Source organism: Hanamia caeni, from assembly GCF_003721595.1.
GTDB lineage: Bacteria > Bacteroidota > Bacteroidia > Chitinophagales > Chitinophagaceae > Ginsengibacter > Ginsengibacter caeni.
In genome coordinates this window covers 388,673-405,176 of record NZ_RJJR01000001.1, presented here as the reverse complement: position 1 = coordinate 405,176, position 16,504 = coordinate 388,673, and the positions used below count along the sequence as shown (strand labels likewise).

Annotated in this window: 17 protein-coding genes; 8 read left to right on the top strand and 9 right to left on the bottom strand. The window is 40.3% G+C overall.

Annotated features, from left to right (window positions below; translation table 11 throughout):
• Nucleotides 1-54 precede the first annotated feature (54 nt).
• Both lipB and EFY79_RS01870 read left to right on the top strand, forming a co-directional pair.
• Complete coding sequence (gene lipB / locus EFY79_RS01875; protein ID WP_123119227.1) at nucleotides 55-789, top strand: lipoyl(octanoyl) transferase LipB; 735 nt, start codon at nucleotides 55-57, stop codon at nucleotides 787-789.
• A gap of 126 nt (nucleotides 790-915) precedes the next feature.
• Nucleotides 916-1,611, top strand: a complete 696-nt coding sequence (locus EFY79_RS01870) for an SIMPL domain-containing protein (protein ID WP_123118962.1) — start codon at nucleotides 916-918, stop codon at nucleotides 1,609-1,611.
• A 200-nt stretch (nucleotides 1,612-1,811) separates the two neighbouring features.
• Here the strand turns inward: EFY79_RS01870 and EFY79_RS01865 are convergent, their stop codons facing one another.
• The 8 genes from EFY79_RS01865 to EFY79_RS01830 all read right to left on the bottom strand — a co-directional run bounded on the left by EFY79_RS01865 (nucleotide 1,812) and on the right by EFY79_RS01830 (nucleotide 9,722).
• The gene (locus EFY79_RS01865; RefSeq protein ID WP_123118961.1) at nucleotides 1,812-2,540 is read right to left on the bottom strand and encodes a LytR/AlgR family response regulator transcription factor; all 729 of its coding nucleotides are present in this window, start codon (nucleotides 2,538-2,540) and stop codon (nucleotides 1,812-1,814) included.
• 33 nt (nucleotides 2,541-2,573) lie between these two features.
• Nucleotides 2,574-3,608 carry a sensor histidine kinase gene (locus tag EFY79_RS01860; protein ID WP_199727410.1) on the bottom strand — a complete coding sequence of 345 codons (1,035 nt, stop codon included), beginning with the start codon at nucleotides 3,606-3,608 and terminating at the stop codon, nucleotides 2,574-2,576.
• A 10-nt stretch (nucleotides 3,609-3,618) separates the two neighbouring features.
• On the bottom strand, nucleotides 3,619-3,978 hold the full coding sequence (locus EFY79_RS01855; protein WP_123118960.1) for a DUF4288 domain-containing protein: 360 nt from the start codon (nucleotides 3,976-3,978) through the stop codon (nucleotides 3,619-3,621).
• Nucleotides 3,979-4,011: 33 nt separating this feature from the next.
• Nucleotides 4,012-4,839, bottom strand: coding sequence for a LiaF transmembrane domain-containing protein (locus EFY79_RS01850; protein WP_123118959.1), 828 nt, complete (start codon nucleotides 4,837-4,839; stop codon nucleotides 4,012-4,014).
• Nucleotides 4,840-5,207: 368 nt separating this feature from the next.
• Nucleotides 5,208-6,362 (bottom strand): Gfo/Idh/MocA family protein, encoded by a 1,155-nt coding sequence (locus EFY79_RS01845; RefSeq protein WP_123118958.1) that lies wholly within the window; start codon nucleotides 6,360-6,362, stop codon nucleotides 5,208-5,210.
• A 65-nt stretch (nucleotides 6,363-6,427) separates the two neighbouring features.
• The gene (locus EFY79_RS01840) at nucleotides 6,428-6,997 is read right to left on the bottom strand and encodes a four helix bundle suffix domain-containing protein (protein ID WP_123118957.1); all 570 of its coding nucleotides are present in this window, start codon (nucleotides 6,995-6,997) and stop codon (nucleotides 6,428-6,430) included.
• A gap of 364 nt (nucleotides 6,998-7,361) precedes the next feature.
• Nucleotides 7,362-8,138 (bottom strand): hypothetical protein, encoded by a 777-nt coding sequence (locus EFY79_RS01835; RefSeq protein ID WP_123118956.1) that lies wholly within the window; start codon nucleotides 8,136-8,138, stop codon nucleotides 7,362-7,364.
• A 627-nt stretch (nucleotides 8,139-8,765) separates the two neighbouring features.
• The gene (locus EFY79_RS01830) at nucleotides 8,766-9,722 is read right to left on the bottom strand and encodes an NADP-dependent oxidoreductase (protein ID WP_233577901.1); all 957 of its coding nucleotides are present in this window, start codon (nucleotides 9,720-9,722) and stop codon (nucleotides 8,766-8,768) included.
• 137 nt (nucleotides 9,723-9,859) lie between these two features.
• On the opposite strand from EFY79_RS01830, the gene EFY79_RS01825 reads away from it, so the two are divergent.
• From EFY79_RS01825 to EFY79_RS21340, 6 genes are all read left to right on the top strand, one after another.
• On the top strand, nucleotides 9,860-11,269 hold the full coding sequence (locus tag EFY79_RS01825) for a S8 family peptidase (RefSeq protein ID WP_233577900.1): 1,410 nt from the start codon (nucleotides 9,860-9,862) through the stop codon (nucleotides 11,267-11,269).
• A 98-nt stretch (nucleotides 11,270-11,367) separates the two neighbouring features.
• The gene (locus EFY79_RS01820) at nucleotides 11,368-11,622 is read left to right on the top strand and encodes a hypothetical protein (protein WP_123118955.1); all 255 of its coding nucleotides are present in this window, start codon (nucleotides 11,368-11,370) and stop codon (nucleotides 11,620-11,622) included.
• 31 nt (nucleotides 11,623-11,653) lie between these two features.
• Nucleotides 11,654-11,836 (top strand): hypothetical protein, encoded by a 183-nt coding sequence (locus EFY79_RS01815; RefSeq protein WP_123118954.1) that lies wholly within the window; start codon nucleotides 11,654-11,656, stop codon nucleotides 11,834-11,836.
• Nucleotides 11,837-12,373: 537 nt separating this feature from the next.
• On the top strand, nucleotides 12,374-13,735 hold the full coding sequence (hemN, locus tag EFY79_RS01810) for an oxygen-independent coproporphyrinogen III oxidase (protein WP_123119223.1): 1,362 nt from the start codon (nucleotides 12,374-12,376) through the stop codon (nucleotides 13,733-13,735).
• 105 nt (nucleotides 13,736-13,840) lie between these two features.
• A complete protein-coding gene (locus EFY79_RS01805; protein WP_123118953.1) occupies nucleotides 13,841-14,593 on the top strand; it encodes a DUF72 domain-containing protein in 753 nt (250 codons plus the stop codon).
• A gap of 190 nt (nucleotides 14,594-14,783) precedes the next feature.
• Complete coding sequence (locus EFY79_RS21340) at nucleotides 14,784-14,924, top strand: hypothetical protein (protein WP_158605119.1); 141 nt, start codon at nucleotides 14,784-14,786, stop codon at nucleotides 14,922-14,924.
• A 74-nt stretch (nucleotides 14,925-14,998) separates the two neighbouring features.
• On the opposite strand, the gene EFY79_RS01800 is transcribed toward EFY79_RS21340, so the two are convergent.
• Nucleotides 14,999-16,375, bottom strand: coding sequence for an alpha-amylase family glycosyl hydrolase (locus EFY79_RS01800; RefSeq protein WP_158605118.1), 1,377 nt, complete (start codon nucleotides 16,373-16,375; stop codon nucleotides 14,999-15,001).
• Nucleotides 16,376-16,504: the final 129 nt, after the last annotated feature.

The window sequence follows — 16,504 nt, the reverse complement described above, 5'->3', positions numbered from 1 at the left end:
TTCAGCTTTTAGCTTTTCTCATTCCTCTTATCTTTGCAAATTAAAATTTTTGTATTGGAAAAACAGGAAGTCATTTTTGAAGATCTCAGGGTCGTTCATTATAAAGATGCATGGGATTACCAGGAAGCGTTGGTAAAGAAGAACCTGGAGATAAAATCGCTGGCCCGTAATGCAGCAAAGAATGGGCAAGCGCCTGGCAGCCCATTTGAATTGCCTACAAAAAATTATTTTCTTTTCTGCGAACATCCTTCGGTGTATACGTTAGGCAAAAGCGGGCACATGGAAAATGTGCTGATGAGCGAACACGAAATGGAGGAAAAGGAAATTGAATTTTTTAAAACCAACAGGGGCGGAGATATTACTTTTCACGGGTTGCAGCAAATTGTAGGATATCCCATTCTTGACCTTGAAAAGTTTTTTACTGATATAGGAAAATACATGCGCAGCCTGGAAGAGGTGATTATTCTGACGCTGCAGGAATACAACATCAAGGGCGACCGCAGCCCCGGTGAAACCGGTGTATGGATTCAACCTGAAATTCCCGGAAAGGAAAGGAAGATTTGCGCCATGGGTATCCGTTGCAGCCGCTGGATTACAATGCACGGCTTTGCGTTGAATGTAAATACAGATTTGAGTTTTTTCAACAACATCATACCATGTGGTATTGTTAATAAGCAAGTTACCTCCATCGAAAAAGAGCTGGGCTATAAAGTAGATTATCAGGAAGCCAAGGAAAAAATAAAAAGAAATTTCGCAAAGGTTTTTGGTATAAAAATCGTGTATCCCTAACCGTAATCTTCCGAAAAATAACAAATAATAAAAAACTTTAAATAACAGATTCTTAACTGAATTTTTTTAGTTCGTGCGTCTAAGAAGGGATTTAAATATTTTTAATCAGACTTAAAAAACAATTGTATGAAACAAATTAATTTAACTCTATTCTTTGTTGCACTTGTATTTGCGGGCCAGGCGCAGATGAAATCTTTTATTGATCAGCCTTATGTTGAGGTGGCAGGCAGTGCGGATACTTTGGTAACGCCGGATGAAATTTATATCAAAATAAATATCTCGGAAAAAGATACAAAAAATAAAACATCTGTTGAAGAACTGGAAAGAAAAATGTTTGACGCTTTAAAAGCGATGGGCATTGATGTCGAAAAAAATCTTACCACCAGCGATCTGTCCAGTAATTTTAAAACCTATTTTTTGAAGAGCAAGGATATTATGAAATCCAAAGACTATATGCTCAAAGTAAAGGATGCAGTTACTGCCACCAAAGTATTTATTAAGCTGGAAGATTTGGGAATTTCAAACAGCTCTATTGATCATGTGGATTATTCTAAGATGGAAGAAATGAAAAATATTATGCGCACTAAGGCGATTGAAAATGCAAAGTTGAGGGCAATAGCGCTTACAAAGCCTTTGCAGCAAGGCATTGGGCCGGCAATTTTTATTTCAGATAATGAAGTGTACCCGATTCGTCCATTGGCAAGAGAAGCAAAATTGAATTTGTATCAAGCCAGCGATTCAGCCGAGGCACTTCCACAAATTGATTTTGAAAAAATAGAAGTTTCTTCTAACGTGAACGCTAAATTTATTTTGAAACCTTAGTTGTAATAGTTTTAATAAACATAGTTTTAATAAACAAATCTGTCTATATTTCGACAAGCTCAATATGACAGATTTGTTTATCCGGCGATTGCCACATTGAGCTTGTCATATTGAGCCCGTCGAAATATTGAGCCTTGTCACATTGAGCTTGTCGAAATGCCAGTAAAGCAACAAATTCCCTTAATTTATTTTTTGAATAATCAGATGCCCAGCATTTCTTTCAGCCGGGAATAACCTGCTTTGCTTACCGGAATTTTTTCTCCTGTTGACAATAACACCAGATGACTGTCTTTTTCATACGCATCAATGCGCGTGATTAATTGCGTATTTACAATATAGGAGCGATGTACGCGCGCAAAACGATGCTGGCTGAGCGATTTTTCAAAGAAGGCCATGGTGCGCTTCTTTAAGAAGTTGCCATCCTTGCTCACAATCTTTACATAATCATCAGCAGCCTCCAAAAAATGAATCTGGTGAACCGGGATGATTTTAATTTTACTACCATCTTTCACCACCACGCGGTCTTGCTGAATGGGCGATTCCGCGGCTGTTTCTATAGCCTTTTCCACGGCAGCATTATTCTGTTGCGATTCAAATTTCTGAACTGCTTTTTCAAACCGTTCTTTGCTGAAGGGTTTTAATAAATAATCAATGGCATTAGATTCAAACGCTTTGATTGCATATTCATCAAATGCAGTCGTGAAGATAACAGAGGGCGGATTTTCGATAAGCTCCAGCATTTCAAAACCATTAATTTTCGGCATCTGGATATCAAGAAAAATTAAATCGGGTTGGTATTGCTGGATCGCTTTTATTCCTTCAAAACCGTCCTTGCATTCTGAAACCAATTCAAGCCCGGTAAACTTTTGAAGATATTCCTTTACTATATTTCTTGCCAGTGGCTCGTCATCTATAATAATTGTTTTCATCGTTTTTATTTTCTATTCTCCCTGGCTAACGGATTACAGTTGGGGAATTATAATAGTGGTGGTAAAAGTATTTTGCTGAGTAGTTGCTTTTAAAAGATCATTTCTTGCAAATAATAAAAACAATCGCCGCTGAATGGAGCGGAGCCCAAATCCTGTGCCCTTTGCGGGGTCTGTAGTTTCGGGGTCAAAAGGATTTTCAACAATCACTTTTAAATTGGACTCGTTCTTTTCTGCTTCAATTTTAATTAGCACTTCGCCTGTGGTGTCGTACAATCCAAATTTAATCGCATTTTCCACCACCGGCTGCAATATCAATGCGGGCAATTGTAAATTTAATGCATCTTCATTTATTTTGGTTTCGGTTTGCAACCTGTGTCCAAAACGCACTTTTTCAATTTCCAGGTATAAGCGCAAATATTGCATTTCCAACTCCAGCGGAATCCATTGATGCTCTTCCTGCCTCAGCGTGCCCCGCAAAAAATCGCTGAGCTGGTAAATCATATTCCTTGCTTTTCCGGGATCTGAACCGATAAGTGCGCTTATAGAATTAAGGCTGTTAAAAAGAAAGTGAGGCTGAAACTGGCTCCTGAGCTTATATAACTCCGCTTCTTTAGATAACTTTTCAGTTTCTGTTTTCCTGTTAATCATTTCCGTGTATTCCTGCTGCCCGTACCACATGAGGCTAAACATGCTGATAGTGCTCAATAACAAAAACCCGGCACCAAATCGTATAAGGCCTGTATCGCGGATAAAGTCATTGTAGGGATCATCGCTCTGCAATACCAGGTATAAAATTCCGCGCTGGGCGAGATACCATAAAAGCCCCACCGTAACACTAATCACAATGATGTACCAATATTTTTCTTTTCTTGGCAAATAGTATTTCAAATTATTGCTGATAAAAATGCTTCCGGCGGCCAGCAAAATAATACACACAATGGTGTCGGTAGCTGCGTGCTTATCGTCTATGTTCAATTGTTTCAATACAAAATATTGGATCACCAGGCAGAGCGACCACCATGCAGCAAAAAATACCCGTAAATTTTTTTCAGATAATATTGACTTCAAGCCTAAAACTTTATATCATTTCAAAAGTATTTTCCAGGCATTTTTCATGAAGATATTTTGCCCGTTTTTTTGTGATTTTCACGTATTCATCTGCGTCCTCATCTTCATTGATGCGTGAATAAATTTCGGCGCCATCTATCAGTTCATTCAGCGGATGTAATTCAGAAACATCAATAAATTTCCAGTGAACAGGCTTTTGTTCATTATTTAAAAAATTATCTTCTTCTGAATCGCCAAGTATTCGTGCCTTTTGAAAAGCGTGCATCTCATTTTCGGCAAAAAGAAGCCGGAGTTGTTCATCAAATTGCGGCGTATGATTTCCTTCGCCGCAGATAATTCTGAAAACGAGTTTTGCAAGGTACCATTTCATAAAATCAGGGTTTAAGGTTGAGAATTGATTGTATTAGTAATTGTTGATTTCCACTCCGCCAAACAGGCAGGAGCCTTTCAGAATAATTTTCTTGTTGCTGTCGGGATTCTGGTTTTGAAAATTGCGTTTGTCTTCCACGCCGCCAAATACCGCAGCTACTTCTGTTTGCACTTCCCAATTTCCCGGAATGATTAATTTGGTACCTCCAAAAACGGTGTTTACTTCCAGAACCACCGGTTGCTGAATATCAGCCTGCATAAAGCTGATTTCCGCGCCTCCCATAAAACATACAATTTCGCCTCCTTTAAAATTTTTTGACTGCACATTTTTCTTGACGCCACCCAATATCGCATTTACATCAAGATATTGCTCGTTGTATTCTGCACCAATATTTTGCGATTCAAAAGGTTTTCCGGGCGCATCAAAAGAAGGAGGCGTATCAAAATTATTTCTTTGCCATTGATTTTTCAGGCGCATTTTTCGCTGGCGCATGCAGGGATGGTGTTTTTGCGGCCTCACGATAAACAACACGCCCAGGCAGATTAAAATTATAGGCGCAATATAATTTTGCAGGTTGATTCCCGGAACGGATTGGTCAATAAAAAAAATGCTGCCTATCAAAATCATGATAAAAGAGCCGGGGTTGTGAAACTTGCTTTTGATGCCTATAAATAAGCCAATGGCTATCAGAAGCACAGGCCATGTAAACACCCAGCCGGGGATGGGCGCACCCATCTTATAAGCGAGTAATAAAACACCTATTAATAATAAGAAAACGCCCCCGCTGATTCTTGATTGATTTATCTTTCTGTCAATTTCTGTATTTCGCTGGTTCTCCGGATTCATCTCATTCTGGTCCATATTTCTTTTTTTAATTGATTAGCAAAATTAATGGTGTGGCGCTTTGCTGTAAAGTGTATTTAGGTTTACCTGAACGTATTATCGGTAAAAGATAAGTTTATGTCGGCAAATGAAAGAGCAATTTTTACCATTGACAGTAAACGGATAAATAAGGAGGATTTTTATTCTGCTGCTGACGTTAGTGTCCTGTTGCTGATGTTAGCGTTCACGCGAACATTTTAAAATATCTTTGTACTGAGTTTAAGGATTTACGGTAGTTGGCGGAGATGCCAGCTACAGCAGGAGTGAAGCAATAAATAAGACTAATTTGTATTCTGCTGGCATGTAAAAATAAGCTGTTCACGGACTGCTGCAATCCTTTACAAAGCCTATTTCTTCAATGCCATCACCCGCGCATTTTTTTGTGCTTTCAATGCTAATTCGGTGGCAAGAAAACAATGTGCCTGCGTCATCGCTGTTTCAGTTCTGTTAACCACATCATCCACAAACAAAGGGCCGAATGGCAATACCACATCGTTACAATCTATGTGTAGCATTTCTTTATTGTTTGCCAGGTACAATTGATTGCCGCCTTTATTTCCGGAAAGGATATCCGTGTTTTTTCTTACCTCGATATAGCCATCCGTTCCCAATATGGTTAACCTTCCGTCACCCCAGGTATCTAAGGCATCCGGTGTAAACCAGTCAACCCGTATATAACCGGTGCCGCCATTTCCGCTTAGCATCACATCGCCAAAATCTTCAAATAAAGGTTTGTCTGGGTGATGAACATTTCCTACCTGCGATAGTAAAACCTGTGCTTCGGTAGTGCCGGTAAAGTGCAGGTACTGATCGAATTGATGAGAACCAATGTCTGTAAGAATGCCACCATATCTTTTTTTATCCCAAAACCAATCGGGCCTCACCTTACCGATTCTATGCGGTGCCAGGTTCACCGTTTGAATTACCGGCCCAATGACGCCCGCCTTTACCAACTGGCTTGCTTTTTCTGTGGCCTTATTTTCAAACCGCTCGCTATACATGATGGAGTAAATTCGCTTGGTTTCTTTTTGAACTTTTTTTACTTCGGCCATTTGTTCTAAAGAGGTGATACCTGGCTTATCGCTTAAATAATCTTTGCCATGCTGCATTACGCGAATGCCTAAGGGCGCTCTTTCGTCCGGTATGCCTGAGCTTAACACCAATTGAATGGCAGGGTCTTCTAAAATTTCATTTTCGCTCTTTGCCAGTTTCGCCTCGGGAAAGGCTTTCAGAAACGCAGCCGTTAGATCGGGTTCTTTGGCATACAACGCTACTAATTCGCCACCGCCTCTTTTAATGGCATTGGCCATTCCATAAATATGCGAATGGTTTATGTTGATTACTGCAAATTTTATGCGGTTGGGCGCAGTAATTATTTGCTTTTGTTTTCCGACGGTTGCCGCGGATGTTATTTTAGGAATCAAAGGCGACATGATCATTAAGCCGGAGGCTTTCACTGAATCTTTTAAAAATTGCCTCCTGGGTTTGTTTTGATTATTCATAGAAATTGAAATTGTATTGGCTAAAGATAATTAAAAGTGACATTTATTGATGACCCGTTCATTCCTTACTTTTTATTTCTTTGCTGAATTCTTGCCTTCGTCATCTTTTCTCTTAATCCGCCTTCTTTGACAAAGATTGTTTCCAGAGCTTTTATTTGCTGCCCCAGCAGGTACATGGTTACATTGATTAGACATCTTAGAAAATTCGCACTAATTTCAGGATTGCTATGTTCAATGGCTTTTTTAAAAGTTTCGTAGGTGGCGTTGGGTGTTTTATTTAATTCATCAAATCTTAAAGAAAGAATGTCATTTCTTTTCCATTGTTTTAATTTTTTGGTTCTTAAATAATCTTCATAATCAATTAGCAGTTCTCCTAAACTTGCACGTGCAACATTGGTGAGTTTGATTTCTGTTTCCTTCGAAGTGCCGGAAGCCAGGCTTGCTTCAGCGATATTTTGCTTACCGGAACGTGCAGCTTGGACCATTTGCCCAATCGTTCTATCATATTTCTGAAAAAAGTGTTCGCAGAAGTAAACAGTACCATCGTATATTATTTCTGATTTCTGATAAGTTATCAAATTACGATAGCCGCCATGAAGCGGGATAAAGCCTTCTTTGTGGTAGTCGGTTGCCATATTGTTTTGTCTTTTGCTTTTGCCGGGTGACTTGGTGACTTTGTGACTTCATTCCGCGATAAAGTCCCCAAGTCCCACAGTCTCCTGAATAATTTTTCTAAGATACTTTTTACTTGCATTCCTTCCAACACTATATCTCTTGCTGTTCTTAGTAAACTTAAAATTTAAAAGCTGTCTTGAGTTTGTACTCCCTGATTTAGTTTAGATTGGTTGGCTATAGCATAACTGGAAGAGAATAGAAACGGAGCGGATTTGTTTGTTTACTGCAATGATAATTTTTAAGTAAGATACGACACAAGCTTATTTAACACTCATTGTTAAACTACAAAGCTTGCGCTAGTGAAGGGCTTGGACGAATATGAAGTCAATGAAAGTTCATCATTGTCTGTCTGCTTATACTCGAGGCATACTTGGAAAGTCCTAAGGTGTATTTTTCAATTCTGTCAGAGTCTAAATTAATTTGGTCGCCAACTTTGTATTTTGAACTTGTATTATTGTCAACAAAAAGTTTATTTACGATTCCTTGATTATGAATAATTATATTTCTAATCGAAAAAATCTCCGTCAATTCAATTAAATTAATATTTGAGGAAAAAAAGATATCAGGTTGTTGTATTTCTGTAAAATCAAGTTCTAGATTAAACATTGAATTCATTTGCCTAATTCTTTCTGAAATGCTTTTGTAAGAAAGTTCATGTATAAACCGTTCTATTGTTGATTGTATCAACTCTTCCTTTGAGTACTTGACCAATTCATGATATTGAATAGTTCTCTTTTCGTTAGAAAGAAGTTGAGGATTGTTGGAGAGAATAAGAAATAGCGTTTGGTTTAGAAAGTAATCAAATACGGAACACGCATGAATAATAAGAGACTTGTTAATCCTATAAATAAATTGTTCTTTTTTTCCTTCCAAATTATGAAGTCCATCTTGAGTTACAGAAAGCTTAATTCTTATCAAGTCCAAAAAAGTACGTTTGCCTGAATTAGACAAGTTGTCTAAAAGGGCTTGATATCGTTCCTTATACTTTTTCTCCATTAACTCATACCCGGCCTCGGTGCTCGTTTTAAAAGAAGAAAGCTCTGTCAATTCTAGAACGGTGTCTAAAAATAGCTCGTCCAGATTTTGTGAAAGTGTCCGCATATACTCAATGCATTACAACTATGGTTATGCTTTAAACTGTTAGAATTAGAATTCTTTCGTAATTGCCCTTTGTCAAATATAGAAATTAAAGATCATTGCCCAATTAAATCGCGATATAATTTCGTCCGTTGGCCCCATGACATCCCGGGAAATTAATAATTCCCAATTGTGCATTGCATCTATCAATTGACGAAAAGTGGAGTAACGCGAATGCACATCTTAGGAGACCTTTCGAAAGGTTAGTAACCCTAAAGATAATTCCTCTCAATCCCGGTTTTATCTTAAAATTGGAATGATTTAAATCGTTTTTTGCCACGGGTTTATCATTCAATTTTGTAACGCCCAATTTATTTTCCTTTCAAAAATTTACAGCTCCTGGCTGGCCCTCGTTTGTAACGATGGTGGCACCAAATAACTTATAATAGGTGCCAGGGATTAGCAGAAGGCACGGAATGGTGAATATCGAATTTGTCAATTAATTGAAGAAAGTCCTCGTACAGTAAACAAACAAATTTTTGCTTTTTATAGTATTATCGCCACCATTTGCTATAGTTAAAAAACCAGCTGAATAAAAATCCAGGTATCGGCTTTTTGTTTCCGTTAATACTGCCCGTTACCCCTTAGTTCTCACAAACGAATGCGGATGATTGGCTTCCCCTTACGTCGCCCGGTCGGATTCAGGGCGGCAATGGCATCATCGAGGGACGAGATATCTCCGATGTTTGTCCGCAGTCGTCCATCACGCACCCGCTGAACGATTTCATTCAGTTGGGCACGGTCGGACTCTACAACAAAATCGATTGCCAGGATGTTAGCGGCCAGCGTTTCTACCGGTCCAACTATAGAGACCAGTGTTCCTCCGGTCCTAACCAGGCCGGCTGATCGCTTACCGGTTTCGCCGCCAATCACATCAAAAACCAGGTCCACGTTGCCAACGTCTTCAAGGGTATCACTCTCCAGGTCGACAAACTCCTGCGCACCGAATTCAAGTACAGCCTGGCGGTCTGCAGCTCGTCCTGTGCCGATCACGTAGGCGCCCGCCTCACGTGCGAGTTGCACCACCATTGAACCAACGGCACCTGCTGCGCCGTGCGCGAGCACAGTCTGTCCCCCCTGGAGGCGGCCGTGTTGGAAGAGTCCCTGCCAGGCGGTCAGGCCGGAGATCGGCAAACTTGCACCAACGACGAAGTCGACGTCACCGGGTAGCGGGGCAAGATTACGTGACTCGAGGGCCACATATTCTGCCAGCGTGCCATCGCGATACCAGTCTGTGAGGCCGAACACCCGCTGTCCTATCGACAATCCCGTTGTTCCATAGCCGAGGGCGATAACCACTCCAGCAAGCTCGTGTCCGGGGATCGAGGGTGTCCGGTCACGACCGAGGCGATCGGTCCAGGTGGAGGGCCACTCCAACTCAGTGGGCACAAATCCCGACGCATGAACCTGAACAACCACGTCATTGATTGCTGCCTGGGACCTGGGCCGCTCCACCAGTGTCATACCAGCCGTTCCCGCAGACTTATCGGTCACAACGATGGCCTTCATCGCCCCGCCGCCGGTTTTGTTGTCTGTTACTGATTCCATATGTTTAGTTTTTAAGCTGTATGATTTAGGCGCAATTTACTCATCCTTCTCAAAAAGAAAATTCCAAAACGATTAACTAATTCAATGAATTTATTCCAAAAGAAATTACATTTAATATAAAATCTAAAACTTAAATTATGAAAAATACCTCACGTGATATTGTAATGTCTTTAGCTATTGTAGCTACTTACTCAATTATCGCAGCCAGTTGCACAAAAGAATTAAAAGAGAATCCTGCATTGAGCCAGAGTGCTCCGCAATTGCCTGGCAGCGCCACTTTAGGCCAGCTAACTGCCGATAAGTACGTGCCAAATGAAATTTTGGTAAAATTCAAAAAAGGTGTTTCGGAGAATAGCCGGGGAAAGGCTTTTGGAAGAATCTCCGGAAAGGTTTCCGAAAAGATCTTAACCAAAACAATGCAACGCTTTGGGGATGACGAAGGATTTTTTGTGGTGCACACACCCCTTGCTGTACTGGATGCGCTTAACAAAATCAAAGGCGTAGACGTTTCTTATGCCGAGCCTAATTTTATTTATCAGCATGAAGTAACTTCCAACGACAACTACTTTACGAATGGTTCGCTGTGGGGAATGTATGGCGATGCGTCCAATCCTTCCAACCAATATGGAAGCCAGGCTGCTGAAGCGTGGGCTGCAGGCCACACAGGCTCTTCAACCGTTTATGTGGGTGTAATTGACGAAGGCGCGATGTACAATCATGAAGATCTCGCAGGAAATTTTGGAAATCCAAAAGAAATTGCCGGAAACGGTGTTGACGATGATCACAACGGTTATGTTGATGATCATTATGGTTGGGATTTTGATAAAAATGACAACACCACTTTCGACGGAACAGACGATGATCATGGAACTCATGTTTCCGGAACCATTGGCGCAAGAGGAGGTAACGCAAAAGGTGTGGCGGGCGTAAACTGGAATGTTACGATCATCTCTGCAAAATTTTTAGGCAGAAGAGGCGGCACCACAGCCAATGCAGTGAAAGCTGTTGATTACCTTACAGATTTGAGAACAAGAGACGGACTAAACCTGGTAGCTACTAACAATTCGTGGGGCGGCGGCGGATATTCGCAAGCGTTGTACGACGCCATAGAAAGAGCCAACACCGCAAATATTTTATTCATAGCTGCAGCAGGGAACGATGGAAGTAATATCGATGCTTCGGCAAGTTATCCGGCAGCTTACACCAACGCCAATATTATTTCTGTAGCCGCAATTGATAAAAATGGCAGCCTGGCCAGCTTCTCAAATTATGGTGCTAAATCAGTGGATTTGGGCGCTCCCGGCGTTGGCATTTATTCCACATTGCCCGGCAAAAGCGGTAGAAATATAGTCTCTTCTTATGGCTCGTATAGCGGAACATCTATGGCAACTCCGCACGTGACAGGTGCTGCAGCTTTATACGCCTCCACACATTCTGGCGCTACTGCAGCGCAAATCAAGTCTGCAATTTTAAGCAGTGTAGTACCAACAAATTCATTAAATAATAAAACCGTTACCGGGGGAAGACTTAATGTAAGCGGATTTTAAAAGCTCTTTTTAGAATACATCCGTAAAGGCCCAACTGCCCTTGCTTGTAACGAGGGAGACACGAAATAATTTGTATATACAATACATGGGTGGAGACCGTGGGAATATGTTTGTATGGAACGATAGCAGACGAACAAATAAGCAACTTTTTTATTCACGGCTATTTCGGCGGTAGCCGTTATACTTTTGCTGGCAGGGATTGTATTGATGATAAAAATGTGAGCAATGCCGGACGGTTATTTCCGGAACATACACGAACCCACTGCTGTCTTGACCTTCCAACGCTTATAAACTCAGGGCAGCCAAAACCAACTAATTTAAAATTTACCTTTGATGTCGGCAATTATTTGTAGATAAGAAAACACTTATAAGATATGTTTACAAATGAGCAATTGTTCCGGATTGTCATTGAAGAAGGCTTCGGCAAGGGTGACGTTCCACCAAATGCAGAAGGCGTCAAAAACCATTCGCAGCTTACATAATGCTTTTCCTGACCTTTCATTTATAGTGGAAGAAATGGTAACACATGATGACAAGGAAAAAACAGTAGCAATCATCTTCATTTAATAATTTCTGCTAAAGAAAATAAGATAAGTGACGTTCCTGGACCTTAAGAAATTTACCAATAGTAGATGAAATTTTAGGAGACTCAAGTGATGTAATTTATCTTGATTATTCTGAATTAATTATAAATACCCGCGAACAATTGCAAATTTGACACTGAACGCCACGTAGGCATACCGGAATTTCCACGGAGAATCGGGATAAGCAGCAGAATAGCTTTCATGTTACAAACATATTTTGAACCAGATTAAATACTTAGGCAAATAATAAATATTGTGAGGAAGAATTAGAATGTTCATTTTTTAATCCTCATTATGAGTGATTAGAGGTGACACCTTTAAAAAGATATCACCCTCTGCCAGCCATTCAATTGCTTCTTCATTTAAACTACCATCTTGGACAAATAAATTATCTATGAAGAATTCTTGAATAGCGGTTAACGAAGGCTCTTAAAGCTGGATGATTGAAATCATTTTTTGCCAGGGTTTTATCCTTCAATTTTGCAGCGCCCGATTTTCTTTCAAAAATTTACAACTCATAGTGAAACAGCTTATCCGAAAATATAACGTTCCAGGCCCGAGATATACGAGTTACCCCACAGTGCCTTACTGGGATTCCGGTACTTTTTCTGCTGATCTCTGGCAGCAGTCATTGATAAAAAGCTTTGCCGAAAGCAATGATAAAGATGGGATCAGTTTATATATTCATTTGCCTTTTTGTGAAAGCCTGTGCACCTTCTGCGCCTGTCATAAAAGAATTACCAAACAACATTCTGTAGAACGTCCTTACCTGGAAGCGGTGATTAAAGAATGGGAAATGTACGTGGGTTTATTAGGCAAAAAGCCCGTCCTCACTGAGCTTCATTTAGGCGGTGGCACACCTACTTTTTTCAGTGCTGCTAATTTAAAACTTTTAATAGAAGCCATTTTTTCAAAAGCTATCATTGGCAATCGGCCTGAATTTAGTTTTGAAGGACATCCGAATAATACAACAAAAGAACATCTTCAAACCTTGTATAACCTCGGATTTAAAAGAGTAAGCTTCGGTGTGCAGGATTATGGTCCAAAGGTGCAAAAAACCATCCACCGTATTCAACCTTTTGAAAATGTAAAAGCCGTAACTCTTGCAGCGCGCGCTACCGGGTATGAAAGCATCAGCCATGACCTGATTTTTGGATTGCCTTTTCAAACATGGAACTCTATGTCGGAAACCATAGAAAAAACAAAATCGTTGAAACCCGACAGAATTGCCTTTTATTCTTATGCACACGTTCCATGGATAAAAGGAGTTGGCCAAAGAGGTTTTGATGAAAACGACCTTCCGACACCGGATCAAAAAAGAGAGTTGTATGAAAAAGGGAAAGAGCTTTTATCAACATTGGGTTATATAGAAATCGGCATGGATCATTTCGCATTACCGACGGACAGTTTATATAAATCGATGGAAAACAAAACCATTCACAGGAATTTTATGGGCTATTCTTCTTCCTCCACTCAATTAATGATTGGCCTCGGTATGTCTGCCATAAGTGATAGCTGGTATGCATTTGCGCAAAACGAAAAGTCTACGGAAGAGTATATAAAAAAAGTAAATGAAGGAAAAATACCTGTTGTTCGTGGCCATGTATTAAACAATGAAGATTTGGTGGTACGTCGCCATATTCTCAACCTGATGTGCCTGTTGGAAACCTCATGGAAAGATGAAAAAATGCAATTAGCAGAAAAAAATGCAATTATTGTTCGTTTGCTGGAAATGGAAAATGATGGCCTGATAATGTTAAATGATTGCCACTTAAAGGTAACTGAAAAGGGCAGAACCTTCGTCCGCAATATAGCCATGGCTTTTGATCTGCGCATGATCCGTCATCAGCCCGAATCAAGAATTTTTTCAATGACGATATGAGAAATGAATTAAAATGTTTGACCAACCCGGTAGCGGTAAATCCCTCTTTGCGAATCCTGGCAGTCACAGCTATTGTGAGGTTTTCACAGTTATCTTTACCATCAAATGCCATCCGTAAAACAACTATATTATTCCGGTACCAGCGGACTGGATCTTCCGGTTCCGAGGTCGGCATATCCGGCTGCGTTCCAGGGAAAGAGCCGGCTGCAGTATTATGGATCGATGTTTAACTCCCTGGAGATAAACAGCATTTTTTATAAACTTCCGCGCAGCCCCACGGTTGCTAACTGGGCAGAAAGTGTTCCTGATCATTTCCGTTTTACCTGTAAGGTTTCTAACACCATAACGCATGTAAAAGGATTGCAGTTTGCCGCAAAAGATGTCGACGATTTTATCAGAACGGTTAACAATATTGGTAAAAAGAAAGGATGCCTGCTGGTGCAGTTTCCACCCTCTTTAAAAATTGAAAAGCTGGATCAGTTACAAAAACTTTTAGAAATGCTGGGTGAGGCAACTTACCAAAGCGATTGGAAGCTGACCGCAGAATTCCGCGACCCATCCTGGTACGAGCGCGAGGTGTATGCATTGCTCGGGGAATATAACGCCACGATGGTGATACATGATATACCCAAATCAGCTACACCAATGAACGAGGTAAGCGGAGACGTTGTGTACCTGCGCTTTCATGGGCCCGAACCAAGATACCGCGGCGATTACAGTGATGAATTTTTAAAACGATACGCAGGCTATATAAAGGGATGGATCAGGGAAAAAAAGACCGTGTATGCCTACTTCAATAATACCGTCGGCGCTGCCTTCGAAAACCTGCAAACTTTAAATAAGTATGTGCAATTGTAAGTAACGAATTGCAGGCGTTCGCCGGTAAAAGGTAACCGCGGTATTTTTACACAGACAAGCCAAAGCGCGTAATAGTGATTTTTTTTCCGCGGAATCTCATGATGAGTCATGGATTTAATTGTGGCATTCCTTCATTAAAAACAGTGTAGTGCCAAAACTGGCACATAATTTAATAAAATAAAACATCCTTATGCTGGTATCCGAAACTGAAAATGAAACTTCTGTTAATGAATTGACCGCAAAAGCAGCAGAAGCAGAAAAAACAGATCCTCCTGCAGCGATAGCGCTCTACAACCAGATTTTGAAAACAGGTCCATTACAAACACCATAGTAGGAAATTGAAATAAGCTCGTCGCGTTCATTCATTTGTTCGACATAAAATACCAAATCCGTTAATTTTAACCTTTAATATTCATACACCAAATATCCCCACGGCTTCATTTCATACACATGATTTTTAAATAATTTTACTTTTTGATGCGTAAATACATTCAGCGGATTTCCATAAATGTCTTTCTCTTTTATAGTAAAATGCTGGGGCTGCGGGGAAAGGTTTAAAACCACGAATACTTTATGAGCGCCTTTTTTTCTTGTATAAGCAAAAATAGCTTCATCGTTTGCCGTAGGTATTTTTTTATAATCCGCATCCGCAGCGAGTGCCGGATTATTTAATCTCAGATGCAACAGCGTGCTGTAAAAAGGTGCCATCGCATATTTGCCCCACGAGATAGGATCGTGAACAAAAAATTTCAACCTTTTTTTATTGGGCTCTTCCTGGCCGGAATAAATTAATGGAATACTTTCATACATCGTTTGGCTGAATACGGCAAAAGCCTTGTAAGCATCGCCATATTTTTCAAACTCGGTACCGTTCCAACTGTTTTCATCATGATTGCTGGTGAAATACATGCGCTGCGCATTCTTAGGGAAAGTAGAAAAATTGCTGTTGAGGACAGAATCAAGATACACCAGGTTATGCTTTCCCTGCGCCACCTCCACAGTCGCCCACATGATATCCCATGCATAGGTGGCATCAAATCCGGCATAATGAAATTCAGGCTTTTCGCTTTCCCCCAGCATGAATACATTTTTTATTTTCCTCAAATCAGTAATGCAGGTTTTCCAAAAATCATCGGGAATAGGATCGATGTGATCGCACCTGAAACCATCAATGCCTGTTTCTGTTATCCAGAATTTCATGGCGCTGATCATGCTGTCGCGGAGTTCCCTATTTGAATAATCAAGATTTCGTGTATCGGTATAATCTGCATCATAAACGGTGTTCCCGTTTTTGTCATGCTGATAAAAACCGGGATGAGATGTAATCCAGGGATTATCAGGCGAAGTATGGTTAGGCACCCAATCGATAATCACTTTAAAGCCCAGGCTGTGTGCCTTTTGAACCAATTGCTTCCAATCCTGCATTGTTCCGAATTCGGGATTTACTTCTTTGTAATTCATTACTGCATAGTAGCTTCCCAAATCAGATGCGCTCATCTTTCTGCCTTCTATGCCAATGGGGTTAATGGGCATAAACCATAAAATTCTGACGCCCATTTTTTGCAGGCGGGGCAGGCTTTTTTCAAAAGCTTTAAATGTTCCTTCTTTCGAATATTGCCTCACATTTACTTCGTAAATATTGCTCTGCGCGCTCCATGAAGGATGCCGAAACGTTGTGGCCGGCGCGCCTATATTTCCATTCTGCGGGGCTATTTGCGCGAATGATAAAGAGTAGATAGCGGTAAGAAACAAAAGGCTTACTGAACGAAGAAAAAATTTCATAACCATGTTTTTACAATAATTTCATTTTATTTATCAACGCTTCTAAAACAAAGGCTTCCTCTTTTTAAGAGTAAAATAAAATAAAAAAGATAATTATTTATCGTTTTACTATAGCAATTAAACGTTTAC